Source organism: Streptomyces griseocarneus, from assembly GCF_014655595.1.
GTDB classification, from domain to species: domain Bacteria; phylum Actinomycetota; class Actinomycetes; order Streptomycetales; family Streptomycetaceae; genus Streptomyces; species Streptomyces griseocarneus.
The window spans coordinates 314,412-334,700 of the sequence record NZ_BNBL01000001.1 but is presented as its reverse complement, the minus strand read 5'-3'; the positions used below and the strand labels follow the sequence as shown (position 1 = coordinate 334,700).

Genomic DNA, 20,289 nt, shown 5'->3' with positions numbered 1-20,289 from the left:
GGGGCGCGTCGTGACGGTTCTGCTCCTCGTGGCCCACGGCAGCCGCGACCCGCGGCACGCGGCGACGGTCGCCGCCCTGCGCGAGCGGGTGGCGGCCCGCCGGCCGGGCCTGCGCGTGGAGACCGGCTTCCTGGACTTCTGCGCGCCGAGCGTGCCCCGGGTGCTGGAGCGGCTGGCGGCGGAGGGCGCGAGCGATGTGGTCGCGCTCCCCCTGCTGCTGACGCGCGCCTTCCACGCCAAGGCGGACCTCCCCGCCGTCCTCGCCCGGGCGACGTCCACCCTGCCCGCCCTGACCGTGCGCCGGGCGGACGTTCTCGGCCCTTCCGCACTGCTGACGGCCGCGCTGGAACGGCGGCTGCGCCAGGCCGGGGTGCGCCCCGGCGACCGGGCCTCGACCGGGGTCGTCCTGGCCTCGGCGGGCTCTTCCGACCCGGAGGCGATCGCGGTGATCGCAGAAATCGCGCGGGAGTGGCGGCACACCGGCTGGTGCGCCGTGCGGCCCGCGTTCGCCTCCGCCTCTTCCCCGCGCACGGAGGACGCCGTGCGCGCCCTGCGCTCCGAGGGCGTACGGCACGTCGCCGTGGCGCCGTACGTCCTCGCCCCCGGCCGCCTCCCGGACCGCATCGCCGCCGGCGCCCGGGCGGCGCGGGCCGACGTCCTGGCGGACGTCCTGGGCCCGGCGCCGGAGGTGGTCTCGCTGATCCTGCGCCGGTACGACGAGGCGCGGGCAGCCGCACCGGCACTCCTGACGGCTACCGCCTGAGCAGGGTGTGGGCCAGGGTGAGGACGTTCGCTAGGGCGATCAGGACGGCGGCCCGGTCCGCTGTGGTCCCGTCCGGCCGGGTCAGGATCGCGTGGATTCCGGTGAACAGGAGGAGGAGAACGATCAGTTCGAGGTTCATGCGCCGAACTTCCCTGATTCCGCATTCGCCGGCGTTCACGCACACGAAGATGAACGCATGGGTGATGTTCCACGGGCGTCCGATGCACTGGCCGAACTGGCGGCCTCTCTACGCCTGTTGCGGATGGAGCGGAGACTGACGTACAAGGCGCTGGAGCGACGGGCGGGGCTGGGGCACACCACGGTGAGCCTGACCCTCAACGCGCGGAAGGTACCGACGGAGGACACGGTGGTGGCCCTCGCCAAGGCCCTGGGCGCCGACCCGGCCCGGCTGCTGGCGCTGCGCGACATCGCGGCCGGGGAGACGGCACCGACTGCCCCGCGCATCAGCGCCGAGGACGCGGCGTTCGAGGAGCGCTATCGGGGGTACGTCGTCAAGCAGCACGGCCGGCTCACCGTCGTCGGCCTGGACCTGCGGGGCGCGGGGGCGGCGTGCTGGCCGCTGGACACGGCCTACCTCAGCCTGGAGCTGGCGAGCGACCGCGACAATTCCTTCAGGGATCGCGACGCCTCCGCCGTCGTGGAGCGGGCCGAGCTGGCCCTCGCGGAGAAACGGCGGGGCCTGATCCGCGGGCTCGCGGGCAGCGGCAAGACCACGCTGCTGCAGTGGCTCGCCGTCACCTCCGCCCGGCAGACCTCGTCCGACGCGCTCCCCCATCTGCGCGGGACCATCCCGTTCCTCCTGCCCCTGCGCAGACTCGACCGCGGCAGCGCCCTGCCCGGCCCGGCCCACTTCCTGGAAGCCGCCGGGTGCCTGCTGGCCCCGCAGCAGCCCCCGGGCTGGGCGGACCGCGTGCTCGACAGCGGAAGAGGGCTCCTCCTCATCGACGGCATCGACGAGGTGCCCGCTCAGCGGCGCCGACAGACGGAGGAGTGGCTCCGCGCCCTGATCGCGGCCTACCCCCACTCGTGCTTCTTCGTCACCACGCGGCCCACGGCCGTGCCCGAGGGGTGGCTCGGGGGCGCCGGGTTCGCGCAACTGACCGTACGCCCCATGAACCGCAAGGACGTCCACGTCTTCGCCACGCGCTGGCACAAGGCGGCGGGTGCGGGCCCTGAGCTCGAGGAGCGCTTCAAGGACGCGGTCCGGGCCCAGCGTCCGCTGGGCCAGCTGGCCACCAACCCGCTGATGTGCGCCCTGATGTGCGCGCTCCACCGCGATCGCCGGGGACATCTCCCGCGCAGCCGCATGGAGTTGTACGAGGCGGCGCTGTCCATGCTGCTGTTCCGCCGGGACGACGAGCGGGGCATCGAGGCACCGGAAGGGATCCGTCTCACACAGCACGAGGCGGTGCAGCTGCTGCAGCGGCTGGCGTACTGGCTCATCCGCAACGGCCAGGCGGAGATGGCGGAGAAGACCGCCCTGGCCGTCGTCGAGGACGCTCTTCCGGCGATGCCGGCCGTCGCCGGGCAGGGCGACGCGGCGCGGGTCCTCGCGCACCTGGTCTCCCGCAGCGGGCTGCTGCGCAGGCCGACGGCAGACACCGTCGACTTCGTCCACCGCACCTTCCAGGACTTCCTGGGCGCGAAGGCAGCCGTGGAAGGGCAGGATCTCGGCCTGCTGGTGAGGAACGCGCACGACGACCAGTGGGAGGACGTCGTACGGATGGCCGTGGCCCATGCCCGGCCCGACGAGCGGGCGACGCTGTTGCGCCGGCTCGTGGCGCAGGGCGACCAGGCGACCGGTCACTACAAGCGGCTGCTGCACCTGCTCGCCATGGCCTGCCTGGAGCAGGCCACCGAGCTGGACCCGGAGATCCGGGCGGCAGTGGAGAAGCGGGGGGCGGCGTTGCTGCCGCCACGTACCTACGCGGAGGCGAAGGCGCTCGCCATGGTGGGGCCGGTGATCCTCGACCTGCTGCCGGGACCGGAAGGCCTGACGAAGCAGGAGGCGGAGGCTGTCGTCAAGACCGCGACGGTCGTGGGCGGAGACGCGGCACTGGCCCTGCTCAAGCGGTACCGTGCGAGCTCCAGCCGACGTGTCTGCCTGGCACTGTCCGGGAGCTGGAGTTCGTTCGACCCCGAGGAGTACGCGGAAGAGGTCATCCGTCACCTGCCCGCCGAATGCGCCATCCCCGTCCGGAACCGTGCCGCCCTGGAGCTCCTGCCGAGCCTGCCACAGAAGTCGAACCTCTCCTTCGTCGGCGACTTCTCCACGGCCGACATCATGGCGGCAGTCGATGCGGGCCAGTTGGTGAGGCTCAACCTGTCCAATAACCACCAGGTCACCGACGTGGGCTTTCTCCGGAGTCTGCCGAGGCTGCACACACTCCAGTTGTCCAGGTGCTCCGAGATCACCGATTTGTCGCCGCTCGACGGGCTGCCCCTGACCGATCTACTGGTGTGGGACACCCGGCCTCACGATCTGCGCCGTGTGTCCGAGCTCCCCCAGCTCGAGGTACTGAACATCGACCTTCCCGTGCACCGGTCGCACACGTCGTCATTGCCCGTGATGCCCCGCCTGCGTGAGCTGTACGTATGGCAACGGAACGCGTCCCGGTCGCTGACGGGACTGGACGCGTTCAGCGCGCTGGAGTTCCTCAGCCTTCATGCCCCCGCCTTCCCCGAGGAAGAGCGCGAGGACCTCACGAACCTGCCCAAGCTGACACACCTGCGGCTCGTCGAGCAGGACATGTCCCGGCTCTTCAAGAACCCACGGCTCCCGCAGGTGAGAACCCTCTCGCTCTCCAACCCCACATCACCCGTCGGCCTAACGCCCGTGGAGGAGGTCTTTCCGAACCTGCTATCGCTGAGGATCTATTCCACCGCGGCCTCGCCCGTCTCCGTCGACCTCACCCCGCTCGCCGGCCTCGGGCTCCTCGACATCCACGTCAGCGAGGCCCAGAAGGTCCTCGGCCTCGACCTCTTCCCGCCCGGCACCGTCACCGTCTTCCCCGAGCCCCGCGCCTGACCCACCCGACCGCTCAGACCGACTCCGCAGCCGTCCCGACCCCCATCGCCACCAGCACGCCGCCCGTGGTGCGTTCGAGGTTGCGGTGGACGCGGGGGCGGCGGAGCCAGGTGAGCATGCGGGTGGCGCCGAGGGTGACCAGGAACATCCAGGCGGCGGCCACGACCGCGTCGATGGCGCCGAAGAGCAGCGTCGTGCCCAGCGGGGAGCCGCCCTCCGGGAGGAACTGGGGGACGACGGCGACGAAGAAGACGCCGACCTTGGGGTTGAGCAGGCAGCTCAGCAGGCCCTGGCGGAACGCCTCCGCGACGCCCGGGGCTCCGTCCCCGGCCGGCGTATCGACAGCCGAAGCAGGAGTCGGCGCGCCGCGGCGCTGGGCCCAGAGGGCCTGGGCGCCCAGGAGGACGAGGTAGGCGGCGCCCGCGAGGCGCACCACGGTGAACGCCGCGTCCCAGCGCTGGAGTGCCGCCGCGAGGCCGAAGGCCGCGGCCACGCCCCAGGCGAGGGAGCCGACGGCCGCGCCGAGGGCCGTGGCGCTGCCGGTGCGGCGGCCGCCGCGCAGGCAGTTGCGCAGGACCAGGAGGGTGTCGGGGCCCGGGGCCATGGCCACCAGGAGGGAGAAGAGGGCGAAGCCGAGTATCGCGGCGGTCATGGGGGCGGGGCTCCTCTCGCGGAATGGCGTTGGCCGGAGCTTAACCGCGAGTGGCTGTCGCGCCCCGTGGGGGTTGGGCGCGACAGCCGTTGGGACGGGACCGTACCAGGGGTTACCTGGAAGGCCGTAGTTCCGCCTCGATCAGGTCGGCCGCGTACGGAGTGCCGCGCTCCGCCGCGAGCTCGGCCTTCAGGGCCGCCGAGCGTTCGGCCACGGCGGGGTCGGCGACGAGGGAGAGGACGGCTTCGCGCAGGGCCTCGGCGGTGGCCTCCTCGCTCGGCAGGTGCCGGGCCACGCCCAGTTCCGCGAGGGCGTCGGCGTTGGCGAACTGGTCGGCGGCCTGGGGCACGGCGACCATCGGCACTCCGCAGGCCAGCCCTTCCTTGGAGCCGCCCATGCCGGCGTGGGTGACGAAGGCGTCGGCCTGCTGGAGGATGGCGAGCTGCGGCACCCAGGAGCTGACCTCGACATTGGCGGGAATCGGTCCCAGGTCGGCCGCGTCGACGTGCTTGCCGATCTGCAGGACGACGTGCCAGCCCGGCAGGTCGCCGAAGGCGGCGAGGCACTCGCGGTAGAAGTCGGGGCGCTTGGTGAAGACGGAGCCGAGGGAGATCAGCAGGACCTTCTCCGCGTCCTCGGGGCGCTCCCAGCCGCCCTGGTCGGCGCGGTCGCCTTGGCAGGAGCCGGCGAAGGTGTTGAGCGTCATGTCGACCCGGTCGAGGTTCGGCTGCATGGCCCGCGGGATGAGGACGACGCGGCGGCCGGGCCGCATGATGAAGCGGTCGGGGGCATCGTCGATGCCGTTCTCCTTGAGCCAGCCCGTGAAGCGCTCGCCGTAGGCCCGGCCCTGCGCGGTCTCCATCATCGGGCCGAAGGTGGCCATCATCTCTTCCTCGTAGCCCTCCCAGGGCACCAGGTGCGGGCACAGCTGCACGGTCGGCACGTTCAAACGGTGGCCCAGCACCCGGGCGGCGTAGGTGAGGCTGTCGAAGAGGACGAGGTCCGGCACGTCGTCCTCGTACAGGGCGGCGAGGGAGGGCAGTGAGTGGATGGCGTTGTCGAGAAAGAGTTCCATGTGGTCGATCGGTTCGGCTCCCCAGTTGTCCGGGTCCGCTTCCGTCGGCAGGCTCGAGTCGTAGATCTTCGGCTCGGCGCCGGTGGAGGCGACGAGGTCCGCGTAGGACTCGGGTATCGCATAGGTCACGCGGTGGCCGCGGTCGACGAGCTCCCGGATGACGTCGAGGCTGGGGCGGACGTGTCCGGCGGCCGCGATGTTGAACATCGCGATGTGGGCGGGGCGTTGGCCGGTGGGCATAGTCATGTCGCGACACTATGCGAGACGATACGTATCGTTCAATGAGGTTTTGCGCCAAACCCGTGCGCCGCCCTCCCCCGCCCCGGGAGACACTTGCGTGGTGGACACAGCATTTACGGAACACCGGGCGCGCGAGCTCCTCGCGGCGGCCGGCACCGCCCTGCCGGCGGCGGACGCGACCTTGATCTCGCTCGGCGAGAACGCCGTCTTCGCGGCCGGCGACCTCGTCGCCAAGGTCGGCCGCGACGCCTCCCTCCTCGACCGCGCCCGCCGGGAGCTGCGGGTCGCCGCCTGGCTCGCCGAGGCCGAGGTGCCCGCCGTGCGCGCCGCCGACCCCGAGGCGCTGGTGGCCGACGGCCATCCGGTCACCCTCTGGCACCGGCTCCCCGCCGCGACGCGCCCCGCGGCCCCCGCCGATCTGGCGGAGCTGCTGCGCCGGATCCACGCGCTGCCCGCACCGGACTTCGCGCTGCCGCACCGCGACCTGCTCGGCGGCGTCGAGCGCTGGCTGCGGCTGGCCGGGGACGCGATCGACCCGGCCGACGCCGACTACCTGCGCGAGCGCCGGGACGGCTTCGCCGCCGCGGCCGCCGCGCTCACCCCCCGCCTGACGCCGGGTCCCATCCACGGCGACGCCCTCCCCCGCAACGTGCACATCGGGCCCGGCGGCCCGGTGCTGGTGGACCTGGAGACCTTCGCCCTGGACCTGCGGGAGCACGACCTGGTGGTACTGGCCCTCAGCCGCGACCGGTACGGGCTGGACCCGGATGCGTACCACTCCTTCGTGCACACCTACGGATGGGACGTGCGCGAATGGGAGGGCTGTGCCGTGCTGCGCGGCGCCCGGGAGACGGCGAGCTGCGCGTGGGTGGCGCAGCACGCGCCCGGCAACCCGGCGGCGCTCGCGGAGTTCGGGCGCCGGGTCGCCTCCCTGCGGGACGGCGACCCGGCGGTGCGCTGGTACCCCTTCTGAGGCCCGGCCCTCAGCAGGGGCCGGTGGGGAAGGTGGAGCGGGGACCGTCGAGGGTGGCGTTCACGCGCCTGGCCTGGCCGGTCGTGAACATGAACATGGCCGCGTCGTCGACGTAGTCCATGTAGTTCATGAACATGTCGCCGTGGGGGCCGTTGCGGCAGGAGACGTGCGGGAAGACCGGGCTGCCGAAGTTGGGGCCGCCCTGGTTGGGGGTGTCGGCGACGAAGTCGCTGCCGCTGCAGCCGGTGCCGTCGTCGCCCCAGATGTGGTGGAGGTTCAGCCAGTGGCCCACCTCGTGGGTGGCGGTGCGCCCGAGGTCGAACGGCGCCGTGGCGGTGCCGTTCGTACCGAAGGCGGAGTGCCGGACGACCACCCCGTCGGTGGCCGCCGGGCCGCCGGGGAACTGGGCGTACCCCAGCAGGCCGCCCTCGAGCAGGCAGACCCATACGTTCAGGTAGCGGTCGGCGGGCCAGGCGTCCCGGCCGCCCTGAGCCGTGAACTTCACCGCGTCGTCGGTGCCGAAGCCGGCCACGTGCGTACGGGTGCGGGTGATGCCCGTGGTGGGCTGCCCGTCCGGGTCGACGGTGGCGAGGCGGAAGTCGACCCGGCTGTCGGCGACGAGTTCCCGCCAGACCTCCGGCACCCCGGCGACGTCCGGATTGCGCTTGCGGAAGTCCTGGTTCAGGACGTCGAGCTGGCTGAGGACCTGGGCGTCGTCGACGTTCTCCTCGTCGGTGGCGTGGACGACGTGGACGACGACCGGGACGCAGGTCACGCCCGTACGGGCCGTGCGCGCGTCGCCTCGTTCGTAGGCGAACGCGTGGTTCTCGATGGCCGTACGGGCGGTGGCGTAGGCGGCGTTCTCGGTGAGCAGCCTGCGGTGGACCTCCATGGTCCCGCAGAGCAGCCCTTCCGGCGGCCGGGCAGGGGGCTCCTCGTTCTGGGGCACGGTGCGCCTCCTCGGATCGCCGCGTGACGCGGCGGTGATGGGGGGTAGCGCGGGCCCGGTACGGAATACCGTAGACCCGGACAGCCCTGACATCCAGGGACATCACAGAATCCGGAACAAGTGCCAAGGCACCTTCCGCATCTGTCCCGTATCCGGCCCCTGTCCGGCCCGCATCCGCCCCTCAGTGAGGCGCCCCGCCCGCCCCGCTAGCCCCGCAGCGGCCAGGACGCGTCGACCACGGCCTGCGGATCCCCCTGCCGTCGCAGCCACTTCTGATATCCGGCCGCCCACTCGCCGTACCACCGGACCTGGTCGCGGTGCAGCTCCCACAGCCCGGCGTCGGCTATGCGGGGATACCGCAGGGCCGTCGCCCGGGCGACGCGGACCGCCGCCAGGGCGTCCGCCTCCGCCTCGTGGGCGCCGTCCAGCACCACGCCGTACTCCCGGCACACCGCCTCCAGCGTCCGCCGGCCCTTGCGGTAGCGGTCGACGTGCCGGTCGATGGTGTACGGATCGACGACGGGCCCGATCCCGGCCCCGCCCAGCCGCTCGCCGAGCGAGCGCAGCCCGTGCCGCCGCAGCTCCGCCTCCAGCAGGCTGAGGTCGAACGAGGCGTTGTACGCCACGACGGGCACGCCCAGCACCCAGTGACCGGCGAGGACGGCGGCTATCTCCTCCACGACCTCGGCCGCGGGCCGCCCCTCGGCGGCGGCCCGCTCGCTCGTGATGCCGTGAATGGCCGCCGCCTCGGCCGGGATCGGCACGCCCGGGTCGGCCAGCCACAGCCGGCCGGCGACCACGTCCCCGCCCTTGGTCTCGACGACCGCCGCGGTGACGATCCGCGCCCGCGCCGGGTCCGTGCCGGTCGTCTCCAGGTCGAAGCCGATCAGCGGCTCCTCGTGCCAGGCCATGGCGGTTTCCCCCTTCGGTGGTGCTTCCCCCGTCTGGTGTCCCAGCGTCGCACAGCCCACTGACAACCAGTCGGGAGCGAGCACCTGGGCGGACACCGGTCGGGCACCGAACCGGCACCGGACGCGGAGCACCCTCAGGAGACCGAGCGCGAGTCCGCCCAGACCCCCTCGAACTCCTCGCGGTACGTCTCGAAGAGCCCGCCGTCCTCGTCCGCGCCCCGGCCCTGGCGCAGCACGTCGCGGCCGCCGCCGCGCAGCACCAGCACCGGGGACTCCATGCCGCGGGCCTTGCGCAGGTAGGACTGGACCACGGCCAGGCCGTCCGAGCCGTCGCCGTTGACGAGGTAGGCGGTGAAGCGCGGGGTCTCGTCGAAGACCCGGATCTCGAAGGCGGCGGTGTCGCGCAGCCGGTCGCGCACCCGCCGCATGTGCATGATGTTCATCTCCACGGACCGGCTCATCTCGCCCTTCTTGATCCCCAGTTCCCGCTCGCGGCGGCGCACCGCGCTGCTGGCGGGGTTGAGGAAGAGCAGCCGGGCCCGGCAGCCGGACTCGGCCAGCCGCACCAGGCGCCGCCCGGAGTAGTTCTGGACGAGCAGGTTCAGGCCTATGCCGACCGCGTCGAGGCGGCGGGCGCTGCCGAAGAGGTCCTCCACGGGCAGCTGGCGCTGCAGCCGCACCCGGTCCGGGTGGACGCCCACGACGTCGGCGAAGCGGTCGCCCACGAGGTCCTCGACGGCGTCCACGGGCAGCCGGTCGGCGGACCGGGCATGGGTGCCGGTGCCGCCGCCGAGGATGTCCAGCAGCCGGGCCGAGGCCCGTTCGGCCTGGGCGAGGACGTTCTCGGAGAGCGCGCGGTTGCGGGAGACGACGTTGCGGGCCACCTCCAGCTCGTCCAGGGCCAGCTCCAGTTCGCGCCGGTCGTCCAGGTAGGGCTCGAAGCACGGCCAGTGCTGGACGAGCAGCTCGCGCAGCTGGGGCAGGGTGAGGAAGCTGAGGACGTTGTCGTCCGCCGGGTCGAGCAGGTAGCCCTTGCGGCGGCTCACCTCCCGCACGGCCACGGCCCGCTGGACCCACTCCTGGCCTGCGGGCCCGGCGGCGGCGACGACCCATTCCTCGTCGCCGTGCACCGGCTCGTAGACCGGGCGCAGCACGGCGGCGACGACCGCCCGCAGCCGTTGTTCGACCAGGTTCAGCCAGATGTAGGCGCGCCCGGCCCGGCGGGCGCGCGTGCGCACCTCGTCCCAGGCCTCCGCGCCCCAGTCCAGTTCCGCCCCGATCTCCCGCGGGCGGGTCAGGGACATCACGCCCGGTGGCGTGTCGGTCGAGCCGTCTCCCTCGGGACTTCCGTCTCCAGGGGGCAGCTCCAGCCCGCCCGAGCTCACCAGTGCACCGCCTTCCGCCCCCGTCCAACGATCAAGGCAGGTTACTGTGCGGGCGGGAGGCGGTGCACCCGCGCCCGCCGGGGTCCCGGAACAACTCGGCCGCCTAACGTGGGGGTTGTCCGACGGCGGGGCGCCGGACGTGATCTGATTCATAGCCAGAAGGGTGGACGGGGTGCCGGCCTCACCCGGTCGGCCGAGCCGGGAGGACCGGTGGCGGCTTCCTTCCGGGGTTTTGGGGAAGATCTGCGGAAAGAGCCGCTCGGAGTGGAACACTTTCGCTCATGCAGGTCTGGCCGGGACAGGCGTACCCACTCGGCGCCACGTACGACGGCGCCGGGACCAACTTCGCGGTCTTCTCCGAGGCCGCCGAGCGCATCGAGTTGTGCCTCCTGCACGAGGACGGCTCGGAGACGGCGGTGGAGCTCCGCGAGAGCGACGCCTTCGTGTGGCATGCGTATCTACCGGGAGTGATGCCCGGTCAGCGCTACGGCTTCCGGGCGCACGGCCCGTACGAGCCGGAGCGCGGGCTGCGCTGCAACTCCGCCAAGCTGCTGCTCGACCCGTACGCGAAGGCGGTCAGCGGCGCGGTCGACTGGGGGGAGGCGGTCTACGGCTATCACTTCGGCCGGCCGGAGAAGCGCAACGACATGGACTCCGCGCCGCACATGATGACTTCGGTGGTGGTCAATCCGTACTTCGACTGGGGCGACGACCGCCCGCCGCGGACGGACTATCACCGTACGGTCATCTATGAGGCCCATGTGAAGGGCCTGACGATGCTGCATCCGGCCCTGCCGGAGGAGGTGCGCGGGACGTACGCGGCGCTCGCGCATCCGGCGGTGATCGAGCACCTGACGGAGCTGGGGGTGACCGCCATCGAGCTGATGCCGGTCCATCAGTTCGTCAACGACCACCGGCTGGTGGACGCGGGGCTGGCCAACTACTGGGGCTACAACACCATCGGCTTCTTCGCCCCGCACAACGCCTATGCGTCGTGGGGCGACAGGGGCCAGCAGGTGCTGGAGTTCAAGTCGGCGGTGCGGGCGCTGCACGCGGCGGGCATCGAGGTCATTCTCGATGTGGTCTACAACCACACGGCCGAGGGCAACCACCTGGGTCCCACGCTGTCCTTCCGGGGCCTGGACAACTGCTCGTACTACCGGCTGACGGACGACCCGCAGTACTACATGGACACCACCGGCACCGGGAACTCGCTGCTGATGCGCAGCCCGCACGTGCTCCAGCTCATCATGGACTCGCTGCGCTACTGGGTGACCGAGATGCGGGTGGACGGCTTCCGCTTCGATCTGGCGGCGACGCTGGCCCGGCAGTTCCACGAGGTGGACCGGCTGTCGTCGTTCTTCGACCTGGTGCAGCAGGACCCGGTGGTCAGCCAGGTGAAGCTGATCGCCGAGCCGTGGGACGTCGGGGAGGGCGGCTATCAGGTCGGCAACTTCCCGCCCCTGTGGACCGAGTGGAATGGGAAATTCCGCGACACCTGCCGGGACCTGTGGCGCGGCGAGCCGGCCACCCTGGCGGAGTTCGCCTCCCGGCTGACCGGCTCCTCCGACCTCTACCAGGGCGACGGCAGGCGGCCGCTGGCCTCCATCAACTTCGTCACCTGTCACGACGGCTTCACCCTGCACGACCTGGTCTCGTACAACGACAAGCACAACGCGGCCAACGGCGAGAACAACCAGGACGGCGAGGGTCACAACCGCTCGTGGAACTGCGGGGCCGAGGGCGAGAGCGACGACCCGGCGGTGCTCGCCCTGCGCGAGCGGCAGATGCGCAACTTCATCGCCACGCTGATGGTCTCCCAGGGCGTGCCGATGCTCAGCCACGGCGACGAGTTCGCCCGCACCCAGTGGGGCAACAACAACGCCTACTGCCAGGACAGCGAGATCTCCTGGGTGCGCTGGCCGCAGCCGGAGGACGGCGACGAGGCCGCGGCCCGGGCCCGCCGGCTGCTGCGCTTCACCCGCTCGCTGGTGTGGCTGCGGCGCGACCACCCGGTCTTCCGGCGCCGCCGCTTCTTCCACGGCCGGCCCGTGCAGGGCACCCACGACGATCTGTCCGACATCGCGTGGTTCACCCCTGAAGGGGAGGAAATGCGGGACGGGGACTGGCAGGCCGCGCACGCCCGGTCGCTGACCGTCTTCCTCAACGGCAGCGCCATCTCCGAACCGGGCCCGCGCGGCGAGCCGATCACCGACGACTCCTTCCTGCTGATGTTCAACGCGCACGACCGGCCGCTGGAGTTCGTCGTCCCCGTCGACCACGGCCGGCAGTGGCAGGTCGTGGTCGACACCGCCCGCCCCGACGGCGCCGCGGCCGGCGGCCCCAAGGTCAAGGCCGGGGAGCGGCTGACGCTCGCCGACCGCAGCCTGGCGGTGCTCCAGCGGCCCGCCTGAGGCGGGGATGCGGCATGACGCCCGGGGGTGGGTACGTATGTTCCCGTGAAGCGCGACACCTCCGCCCCGCCGACCGCCACCTACCGGCTCCAGCTGCAGCCCGGCTTCCCCTTCCGGGAGGCCGGGCGGGCCGTGCCCCACCTCGCCGACCTCGGCGTGTCGCACCTGCACCTCTCCCCCGTCCTGGAGGCCGTCCCGGGCTCCGCCCACGGCTACGACGTCGTCGGCCACGACGCCGTACGGGCCGAGCTGGGCGGCGAGGAGGGGCTGCGGGCGCTCGCCCGCACCGCCCACGCGCACGGGCTGGGGCTGATCCTCGACATCGTGCCGAACCACATGGCCCTGCCCGCCCCCGAGCACCTCAACGGCCCGCTGTGGCACATGCTGCGCGACGGCCCGGCCTCCCCCTACGCCCGCTGGTTCGACGTCGACTGGGCCGAGCACGGCGGCAGGCTGCTGCTGCCGGTGCTGGGCGGGCCGCTCGGTGACGAGCTGGCGCACTTCACGGTGGACGGCGACGTCCTGCGCTACCACGACCACGCGTTCCCGCTGCGGCCCGGCACCGAGCGGCTGCCGCTGCCCGAGCTGCTGGACGCCCAGTGGTACCGCCCCGCCTGGTGGCGGCTGGCCCGCACCGAGCTGAACTACCGCCGCTTCTTCACCATTTCCGATCTGATCGCGGTGCGGGTGGAGGACCCGGAGGTCTTCGCCGCCACCCACGCCACGGTGCTCGCCCTGCTGGACGAGGGAGTGATCGACGGACTGCGCGTGGACCACCCCGACGGCCTCGCCGACCCGGCCGGCTACCTGCGCCGGCTCGCCGCCGCCACGGGCGGCCGGTGGACGGTGGTGGAGAAGATCCTCAGCGGCGACGAACGGCTGCCCGCCGACTGGCCCGTCGCCGGCACCACCGGCTACGACGCCCTGCGCCACCTCGACGGCCTGTTCACCGACCCCGACGGCGCGGGGGAACTGGCCGCCGCCTACCGCGCCTTCGCCGGCCCGCCCCCCGACCGCGGCGGCGACTGGCACGCGACCGTACGCCGCGCCGCCTACCGCGTCATCGGCCACGAGCTCGCCGCCGAGGTCGAACGCCTGGTCCGCGCCGCCGGGCGGCTGTGCGAGTCCTCGCACCGGCTGCGCGACCACGCCCCCTGGGCCCTGCGCACCGCGCTGTGCGAGACCCTCGTCCGGCTGCCCGTCTACCGCCCCTACGCCGTGCCCGGCCTGCCCGTCACACCGGTGGACGCCGCGCTGCTCGACGAGGCCGCCCAGGGGGCCCGTACGGCCTTCGCGGTGCCGGAGGAGGCGCGGGCCGTCGAGTTCGTCCGGGACGCGGCCCTGGGAAGGCTCGGCGAGGGGCCGGACCAGCGGGACTTCTGCGCCCGCTTCGCCCAGACCGCCTCCGCCCTGCGCGCCAAGTCGGTCGAGGACACCGCCTTCTACCGCTACGCGCCCCTGCTGTCCGCCACGGAGGTCGGCGGCGTGCCGGACCGCCCGGCCGTCACCCCGGCCGAGTTCCACGCCTTCTGCGCCCGCCTCCAGCGCGACTGGCCCGCGACCGGGACCGTGCTGTCCACCCACGACACCAAGCGCAGCGCGGACGCGCGGGCGCGGATCGCCGCGCTGAGCGAGCACCCCGGGCGCTGGGCCGCGCTGATGGACCGGCTGTGGGCCCACAGCACGGCCCCCGACCCGCACGTGGCGTGGGTGGCGTGGCAGAGCGCCTTCGGGCTCGGGGACGCCGACGCCGGCCGGCTGGTGCCGGCGGTGCTCAAGAGCGTGCGGGAGGCCGCGCTGCTGACCACGTGGACCGAGCCGGACGCCGCGTACGAGGCCGCGGTCGAGGAGTTCGTGACCGCCGGCCCCGGCGGGCCGGAGGCAGCGGCCGCCCTGGCCCCGCTCGAGCGGGAGGCCGCGCCGACCGTGCGGGCCAACACCCTGGGGGCGGCGCTGCTGCATCTGACGATGCCGGGGGTGCCCGACGTCTACATGGGGACGGAAGGGGTGTACCGGGCGCTGGTCGACCCCGACAACCGGCGGGTGCCGCGCTTCCCCCGGGGGCCGGAGGAAGGCCCGCGGGAGGAGGCGGAGGAGGACGGGCTCCCGGCGGAGAAGCTGCGCCTGACGCGCACGGCGCTGCGGCTGCGGCGCGAGCACCCTCGGTGGTTCGGGGCACTCGCCTCGTACGAACCGCTCGGCGCGGCCGGGCCGGCGGCGGACCACTGCGTGGCCTTCGGGCGCTCGGGGGAGGTGGTCGCCGTGGCGACGCGGCTGCCCCGGCGGCTGGCGGAGGGCGGGGGGTGGCGGGGGACGGTGCTGGAGCTGCCGGGCGGCGGCACGTGGCGGGAGCTGCTGACGGGAGGCGTGTGGCAGGGGCGTGTGGAGATGGCGGAGCTGCTGAACGCGAGCCCCGTGGCCCTGCTGGTGCGGGCGGCCGACGGGGCGTGAGCGCGGCCCGCGCCGGCGGTGGCCGCGCCGGCCGGTGCCCGGCGCCTCGCGTCGGTCAGTGCCCGGCGACGAGGTCCGAGACGCGGACGAACTCGTAGCCCTTGGCCCGCAGCTCCGGCACGATGCGCCGGACCGCCTCCTCGGTCGTCGGGGCGGCGCTGCGCGTGCAGTGCATCACCACGACCGAACCGGGCTTGACCTGCGAGATCACCTGCGAGGCCACCGGCCCGGCCTGCTTGGCGAAGGCGTCGCCGCTGACCACGTCCCACTGCACGGCCGTCACCTTCGCCGGCCCGAGCTCCTTGAGCACGCCGTCGTCGTGGCAGCCGCCGGGGAAGCGGAAGTACGGCACGATGTGCTCCACCCCGGCGCGCCGGAAGGCGGTGAAGGCCCGCTCGACGTCGGCGCGGGCCTCGGCGCGCGGCACGGTCGGCAGTCCGTAGCAGGGCGTGGTGAAGGCGTGGTGGCTGTAGGAGTGGCTGGCGACCTCGAAGAGGGGGTCGCCGCCGATGGACTTCGCCTGTCCGGGGTACTGCTCCGCCCACCGGCCGGTCATGAAGACCGTGGCGGGCACCTTCAGGCGGCGCAGGGTCTCGATGAGCGCGGGGTTGTCGAAGTGCTCGCCGCGCGCCGCGCGCGGGCCCTGGTCGGACGTCATGTCGGCGTCGAAGGTCAGGGCCACGCGCTTTCCGCCGTCGCGCCTGCCGTGCGAGAAGACGGGGGTGGCGCCGCCGGGGCCGGGGGGAAGGGTGGGGGCGGCGGAGGCCCGCACCGAGGGCGAGGGGGCAGGGGCCTGGGGCGTGGCGGCCTTCCGGCCGCCCGCCGTCCCGGGGCCGTCCGCGCCCTTGCCGCCGCCGCTGCCGCCGCAGGCGGTCAGCGCGCAGCACAGCAGCGCGACGAGGGCCGCGCCGGCGCGCGGGAAGTTGATCTCGGGGAACACCGGGGAACCGTACCGCCCCGGCGACCCGGGCCCGTCACCCCTCGGCGAGGCCCTTGCCGTCGCGCGCGAGCGCGGTCAGGCGGGAGATGGCCCGGAAGTACTTCTTGCGGTAGCCGCCGTTCAGCATCTCCTCGCTGAACAGCTCGTCGAAGGGCCGCCCCGACGCCAGCACCGGCACCTCGCGGTCGTAGAGCCGGTCGGCGAGGACCACCAGGCGCAGCGCCGTCGACTGGTCCGGCACCGGCGCGACGCCGGTCAGGCACACCGCGCGGATGCCGTCGCACATGGCGCCGTAGCGGCTCGGGTGGACCTTGGAGAGGTGGTCGAGGAGGTCGGGGAAGGCGTCGTAGGAGGCGCCGTCCGTGTCGTGGGCCACCCGCTTGACGGTGTCGTCGTCGTACGGGGCGGGGGCCTGCGGCAGGCCGCGGTGGCGGTAGTCCTCGCCGTCGATGCGCAGCGGGTGGAAGTGCGCGGACAGCCCCTGGATCTCGCGCAGGAAGTCGGCGGCGGCGAACCGGCCCTCGCCGAGCTTGCCGGGCAGGGTGTTGGAGGTGGCGGCGAGCGCCACGCCGGCGTCGACGAGCTTGCCGAGCAGGGTGGAGACCAGGACGGTGTCGCCGGGGTCGTCGAGCTCGAACTCGTCGATGCACAGGAGCTTGTGGCCGCTGAGGGTCTGCACGGTCTGCTGGAAGCCCAGGGCGCCGACCAGGTTGGTCAGCTCCACGAACGTGCCGAACGCCTTCCGTTCGGGGGCGGCCGCGGTGGCGTGCCAGAGGGAGGCCAGCAGGTGGGTCTTGCCGACGCCGTAGCCGCCGTCCAGGTAGACGCCGCGGGGGCCGGTGGGGGCGGCGGGGCGGGCCTCGCGCCGGAACCACCGCTTGCGGCCCGTGCCGGCCGCGGCCTCGCCGCCCAGCCCTGCGGCGAAGGCGCCGAGGGTGGTGACGGCCTGGGCCTGGCTGGGCTGGTTCGGGTCGGGGATGTAGTTGTCGAACCGCACCGAGCCGAAGCGCGGCGGGGGCACCATCTCGGCGACCAGGCGGTCGGCGGGTACGTGCGGGGCGCGCGAGGTGAGCGCGACGGGCCCGTCGGCGGTCCCCCCGGCTATGGGGCCGGGGGTGGCGGGGCCTGTGGCGCTGGAGGGGACTGCGGTGGAGGACGACACAGCCATCCAGCGTAGCCCCGGAACCGGGCGGGGGCCGTCGCGCACGGGGCGAGCCATGTCACACTGCCGCCTATGCGACGCCTGTTCCCCTCCCCGCTCAGCCCCGCCGACCTCGAGGACCGCGAATGGGGGCTGGACGAGCTGGCCGGGCTCTACGCCTACCCGGACGACGTCCCCGCCGGGAGCGCGTGGCTGCGGGCCAACATGGTCTCCTCCCTGGACGGCGCGGCCCACCACGAGGGCCGCTCCCAGCCGCTGTCCTCGGCGGCCGACATGCGGATCTTCGGCACGCTGCGGGGGCTGGCCGACGCGGTGGTGGTCGGGGCCGAGACCGTGCGGCAGGAGGGCTACCGGCCCGCGCGGGCCCGCGAGGCCTTCGCGGCGCGGCGGGCGGCGCTCGGCCAGGGGCCCGCGCCCGTCATAGCCGTGGTGAGCGCCGGGCTCGACCTGGACTTCTCGCTCCCCCTGTTCACCTCGCCGCTCGTGCCGACCGTCGTGCTGACGGGCGCGGCCGCCCCGGCGGAGCGGATGGAGGCGGCGCGCACGGCGGGTGCCGAGGTGATCGTGGCGGGCGAGGGGCGCGGGGTGGATCCCGCGCGCGTCCCCGGCCTGCTGGCGGAGCGGGGGCTGACGCGGCTGCTCACGGAGGGCGGCCCCCGGTTGCTGGGGCAGTTCGCCTCGGCCCGGGTGCTGGACGAGATGTGCCTGTCGCTGGCGCCCGTGGTGGCCACGGGCACGGCGCCGAGGATCATGGCGGGGCCGCCGCTGGCGGTGCCCGAGCGGTTCGCGCTGGGATCGGTGCTGGAGGAGGGCGGTTTTCTCTTCACCAGCTACCGGAGGATCTGAACGGGCGATCCGGCGGGCCGTCCGGCGATCAGCCGTCCGACAATCACCGGAATTCCCTGTTCCGCTTCCCTTCCGGTGGGCAGAATTGAGTCAAGACGCTTTCCCGAGGGCAGTGGACCACAACAGGCGGGCTCACGGGAGCACGCGCAGGATGGTTTCTGTTGGGCCCGGTGGCCCAAGGAGAAGAAGGGCGCGCCCACCGTGTTCACGAGCGTATTGATGATCGAACAGCCGCTGTCCGCCGCGGATGTCGACTTCGTGACGACCCTGCACGACGACGCCATGTCCTTCGTCGTCCTCATGCGGCCCAGAGGCAACGAGGACCGGCTGCTGCGCGCCATCGACGACGTGGCCCTCGGCGAGCTGGAGCAGGCCGTCCACGAGGCGGACGAACCCGAGGGCGAGGAGGCGCTGCGGCCCGCCGCCCTCGCCCTGGAGCACTCCCTGCGGAGCCTGCGGGAGGCGGGCTGCGAGGCCGTGGGACAGATCATCGACAACCACCCGCTGGACCTGCTGCGGTCCGTCGTCGAGCAGACCCACGCCGACGAGGTGATCGTGCTGACCGCCCCGCACCTGGTCGAGGAGTTCTTCCACCGCGACTGGGCCTCCCGCGCCCGGCACAAGGTCGGCGTGCCGGTCCTCAAGCTCTACGCGCACAACGACGAGGACGAGGAGCCCGCCGTCGGCGCCGAGGAGTGAGCCGGGCCGTCCGACAGCCGGCCGTCGCTCATCGTCAGCACCCGGTCCGCCCGGCCGAGCAGCGCCCGGTCGTGCGTGACCAGCACCGTGGCGGTGCGGTGCCGCCGGGTGACCTCGGCCAGCAGCCCCACGACGCGCTCCCCGCGCTCGTGGTCGAGCGCGGACGTCGGCTCGTCGACCAGCAGCACCGCCGGCTCGCCCCACAGCGCGCGGGCGATGTTCACGCGCTGCCGCTCGCCGCCGGACAACCGGTGCGGGCGGCGGCGCCGCTTCGCCCCGTCCAGCCCCACCGACTCCAGCAGCTCCGCCGCCCGGGTCCGGGCGGCCCGCACCTTCTCGCCCCGCAGGTGCGCCACGGCCAGCAGCTGCTCCTCGGCCGTGAGCGAGGGCAGCAGGTTCGACTGCTGGAAGACGACGCCGATCCGCTCGCGCCGCAGCCTCGTCCGCTCCCCGGCGCTCATCCCGGCGGTGTCCCGCCCCGCGACGACCACGCGTCCCGCGTCCGGGCGCAGCAGCGTCGCCGCCACCGCCAGCAGGCTCGACTTGCCCGAGCCGGACGGTCCGGCGACGGCCACGAGCTCGCCCGGGGCGACGGCCAGGGTCACCCCGTCCAGGGCGGTGAGCCGGCGGTCGCCGTCCGGGTAGGTCAGGGCGACCGACTCCAGCCACAGGGCGGCCCCGGTGGCGGGGGCGGGGGTGGTGGGCACGGTGGTCATCGGTTGGCTCCCAGCGCGGTCAGCGGGTCGACGGAGGTGATGCGGCGTACGGCGAGCGCGGCCCCGGCCAGCCCCAGCAGCACCATCGCCGCCACCGGGACGGCCACCGTGGCCGCGCCCAGCTCGAAGGGCACCGCCGCCGAGGCCAGGGCGCCGCCCGCGGCCCCGGCGCCCGCGCCGAGGGCCGCTCCGGCGAGGAGGACCGCGGCGGCCTGCCCCAGGGCGTCCCGCAGCAGGTAGCCGCCGCTCGCGCCCACCGCCTTGAGCACCGCGACGTCCGGGCGCCGCTGCACCGTCCACACGGTGAAGAAGGCCCCCACCACCAGCGCGCTCACCACGAACAGGAAGCCCTGCACGAGGCGGAGGGTGCCGTGCTCGGCCGCGTAGCCGTCGATGCCCTCGAGCGCGTCGTCGAGCCCGGCGGCCCGGGTGGTGCGCGCCGCGTCCCCCGAGGGGCTGCCGCCGCCGGTCACCGCCAGCGCGGTCGGCCCGGCCTGGTGGCTCACCCGGCGCCAGTCGGCGAGCGTCGTCCAGACGGCCGGCGCGTGCCCGTGGCTGCGGTCGGGGGTGATGCCCGAGACGGTCAGCTCCCGGGTGCCGAGCGTGATCCGGTCCCCCGGGCGCAGTCCGTGCTCGCGCGCGACGCGCTCGCTCACGGCCGCCTGGCCCTCCCCGGGCTCCGTGCCGCGCACCGGCTCCGGGCGCAGCCGCCCGGAGCTGCCGAAGACGCTCACCGACGACGCCGAGCCGGCGGCCGTCAGCCGCGTCATCGCCACCCCCAGCGGTTCGGCGGACCGCACGCCCGGTGCCCGGCGCCAGGCGGCCAGCTGCCGCTCGTCCAGGGTGCTGTTGGAGAACGACACCTCGGGTTCGGCGCCGGCCGGGGCGCCGAAGACGATCCGGTCCGCCGGCAGGGAGGCCACGGCGGACGTCGCCTCGCGGGCGAGCCCGTCGGTCAGGCCGTAGAGGAAGACCACCAGGGTGGTGATCAGCGCGACGACGGTGCCCATCAGGGCGAACCGTCCTCGGGCGAAGCGGATGTCACGGAGCGCGACGAACAACGA

Annotated in this window: 17 protein-coding genes; 7 read left to right on the top strand and 10 right to left on the bottom strand. The window is 73.8% G+C overall.

The annotated features are described in order from the left end of the window. Nucleotides 1-10 precede the first annotated feature (10 nt). A complete protein-coding gene (locus IE295_RS01375; RefSeq protein ID WP_190061537.1) occupies nt 11-763 on the top strand; it encodes a sirohydrochlorin chelatase in 753 nt (250 codons plus the stop codon). Here IE295_RS01375 and IE295_RS01370 read toward each other — a convergent pair. Next, nucleotides 753-902: a hypothetical protein gene (locus IE295_RS01370; protein WP_190061536.1), complete on the bottom strand. Its 150-nt coding sequence runs from the start codon at nt 900-902 to the stop codon at nt 753-755. The genes IE295_RS01375 and IE295_RS01370 overlap by 11 nt on opposite strands. A 57-nt stretch (nt 903-959) precedes the next feature. Between IE295_RS01370 and IE295_RS01365 the strand changes: the two genes are divergently transcribed. Next, complete coding sequence (locus IE295_RS01365; protein ID WP_190061535.1) at nt 960-3,812, top strand: NACHT domain-containing protein; 2,853 nt, start codon at nt 960-962, stop codon at nt 3,810-3,812. Between the two features lie 13 nt (nt 3,813-3,825). Here the strand turns inward: IE295_RS01365 and IE295_RS01360 are convergent, their stop codons facing one another. Both IE295_RS01360 and IE295_RS01355 read right to left on the bottom strand, forming a co-directional pair. Further along, nucleotides 3,826-4,464, bottom strand: coding sequence for a LysE family translocator (locus IE295_RS01360; protein WP_190061534.1), 639 nt, complete (start codon nt 4,462-4,464; stop codon nt 3,826-3,828). A 112-nt stretch (nt 4,465-4,576) separates the two neighbouring features. Further along, nucleotides 4,577-5,785: a macrolide family glycosyltransferase gene (locus tag IE295_RS01355; protein WP_224322947.1), complete on the bottom strand. Its 1,209-nt coding sequence runs from the start codon at nt 5,783-5,785 to the stop codon at nt 4,577-4,579. 94 nt (nt 5,786-5,879) lie between these two features. Here IE295_RS01355 and IE295_RS01350 point away from each other — a divergent pair, with 94 nt between their 5' ends. Beyond that, the gene (locus tag IE295_RS01350) at nt 5,880-6,752 is read left to right on the top strand and encodes a phosphotransferase enzyme family protein (RefSeq protein WP_224322946.1); all 873 of its coding nucleotides are present in this window, start codon (nt 5,880-5,882) and stop codon (nt 6,750-6,752) included. 10 nt (nt 6,753-6,762) lie between these two features. Here the strand turns inward: IE295_RS01350 and IE295_RS01345 are convergent, their stop codons facing one another. The 3 genes from IE295_RS01345 to IE295_RS01335 form a co-directional block, all read right to left on the bottom strand. After that, nucleotides 6,763-7,701 (bottom strand): zinc metalloprotease, encoded by a 939-nt coding sequence (locus IE295_RS01345; protein ID WP_224322945.1) that lies wholly within the window; start codon nt 7,699-7,701, stop codon nt 6,763-6,765. A gap of 206 nt (nt 7,702-7,907) precedes the next feature. Further along, nucleotides 7,908-8,612 (bottom strand): 3'-5' exonuclease, encoded by a 705-nt coding sequence (locus IE295_RS01340; RefSeq protein WP_190061532.1) that lies wholly within the window; start codon nt 8,610-8,612, stop codon nt 7,908-7,910. 134 nt (nt 8,613-8,746) lie between these two features. Continuing rightward, nucleotides 8,747-9,997: a DUF5919 domain-containing protein gene (locus IE295_RS01335; RefSeq protein WP_224322944.1), complete on the bottom strand. Its 1,251-nt coding sequence runs from the start codon at nt 9,995-9,997 to the stop codon at nt 8,747-8,749. Nucleotides 9,998-10,278: 281 nt separating this feature from the next. On the opposite strand from IE295_RS01335, the gene glgX reads away from it, so the two are divergent. Beyond that, a complete protein-coding gene (gene glgX, locus IE295_RS01330; protein WP_190061530.1) occupies nt 10,279-12,411 on the top strand; it encodes a glycogen debranching protein GlgX in 2,133 nt (710 codons plus the stop codon). Between the two features lie 45 nt (nt 12,412-12,456). After that, complete coding sequence (gene treY, locus IE295_RS01325; protein WP_190061529.1) at nt 12,457-14,862, top strand: malto-oligosyltrehalose synthase; 2,406 nt, start codon at nt 12,457-12,459, stop codon at nt 14,860-14,862. 55 nt (nt 14,863-14,917) lie between these two features. On the opposite strand, the gene IE295_RS01320 is transcribed toward treY, so the two are convergent. Both IE295_RS01320 and zapE read right to left on the bottom strand, forming a co-directional pair. Next, nucleotides 14,918-15,802 (bottom strand): polysaccharide deacetylase family protein, encoded by an 885-nt coding sequence (locus IE295_RS01320; protein ID WP_224322943.1) that lies wholly within the window; start codon nt 15,800-15,802, stop codon nt 14,918-14,920. A 34-nt stretch (nt 15,803-15,836) separates the two neighbouring features. Continuing rightward, the gene (gene zapE / locus IE295_RS01315) at nt 15,837-16,964 is read right to left on the bottom strand and encodes a cell division protein ZapE (protein ID WP_372478789.1); all 1,128 of its coding nucleotides are present in this window, start codon (nt 16,962-16,964) and stop codon (nt 15,837-15,839) included. 72 nt (nt 16,965-17,036) lie between these two features. On the opposite strand from zapE, the gene IE295_RS01310 reads away from it, so the two are divergent. Together IE295_RS01310 and IE295_RS01305 are read left to right on the top strand one after the other, a co-directional pair. Then, entirely contained in the window at nt 17,037-17,810 is a 774-nt protein-coding gene (locus IE295_RS01310) for a pyrimidine reductase family protein (protein ID WP_190061527.1), read from the top strand. A gap of 201 nt (nt 17,811-18,011) precedes the next feature. Next, complete coding sequence (locus tag IE295_RS01305; protein ID WP_190061526.1) at nt 18,012-18,509, top strand: indole-3-glycerol phosphate synthase; 498 nt, start codon at nt 18,012-18,014, stop codon at nt 18,507-18,509. Here IE295_RS01305 and IE295_RS01300 read toward each other — a convergent pair. Continuing rightward, nucleotides 18,458-19,225: an ABC transporter ATP-binding protein gene (locus IE295_RS01300; protein WP_190061525.1), complete on the bottom strand. Its 768-nt coding sequence runs from the start codon at nt 19,223-19,225 to the stop codon at nt 18,458-18,460. The genes IE295_RS01305 and IE295_RS01300 overlap by 52 nt on opposite strands. Continuing rightward, nucleotides 19,222-20,286, bottom strand: coding sequence for an ABC transporter permease (locus IE295_RS01295; protein WP_190061524.1), 1,065 nt, complete (start codon nt 20,284-20,286; stop codon nt 19,222-19,224). The genes IE295_RS01300 and IE295_RS01295 overlap by 4 nt, the downstream gene beginning before the upstream one ends. Between the last annotated feature and the right edge of the window lie 3 nt (nt 20,287-20,289).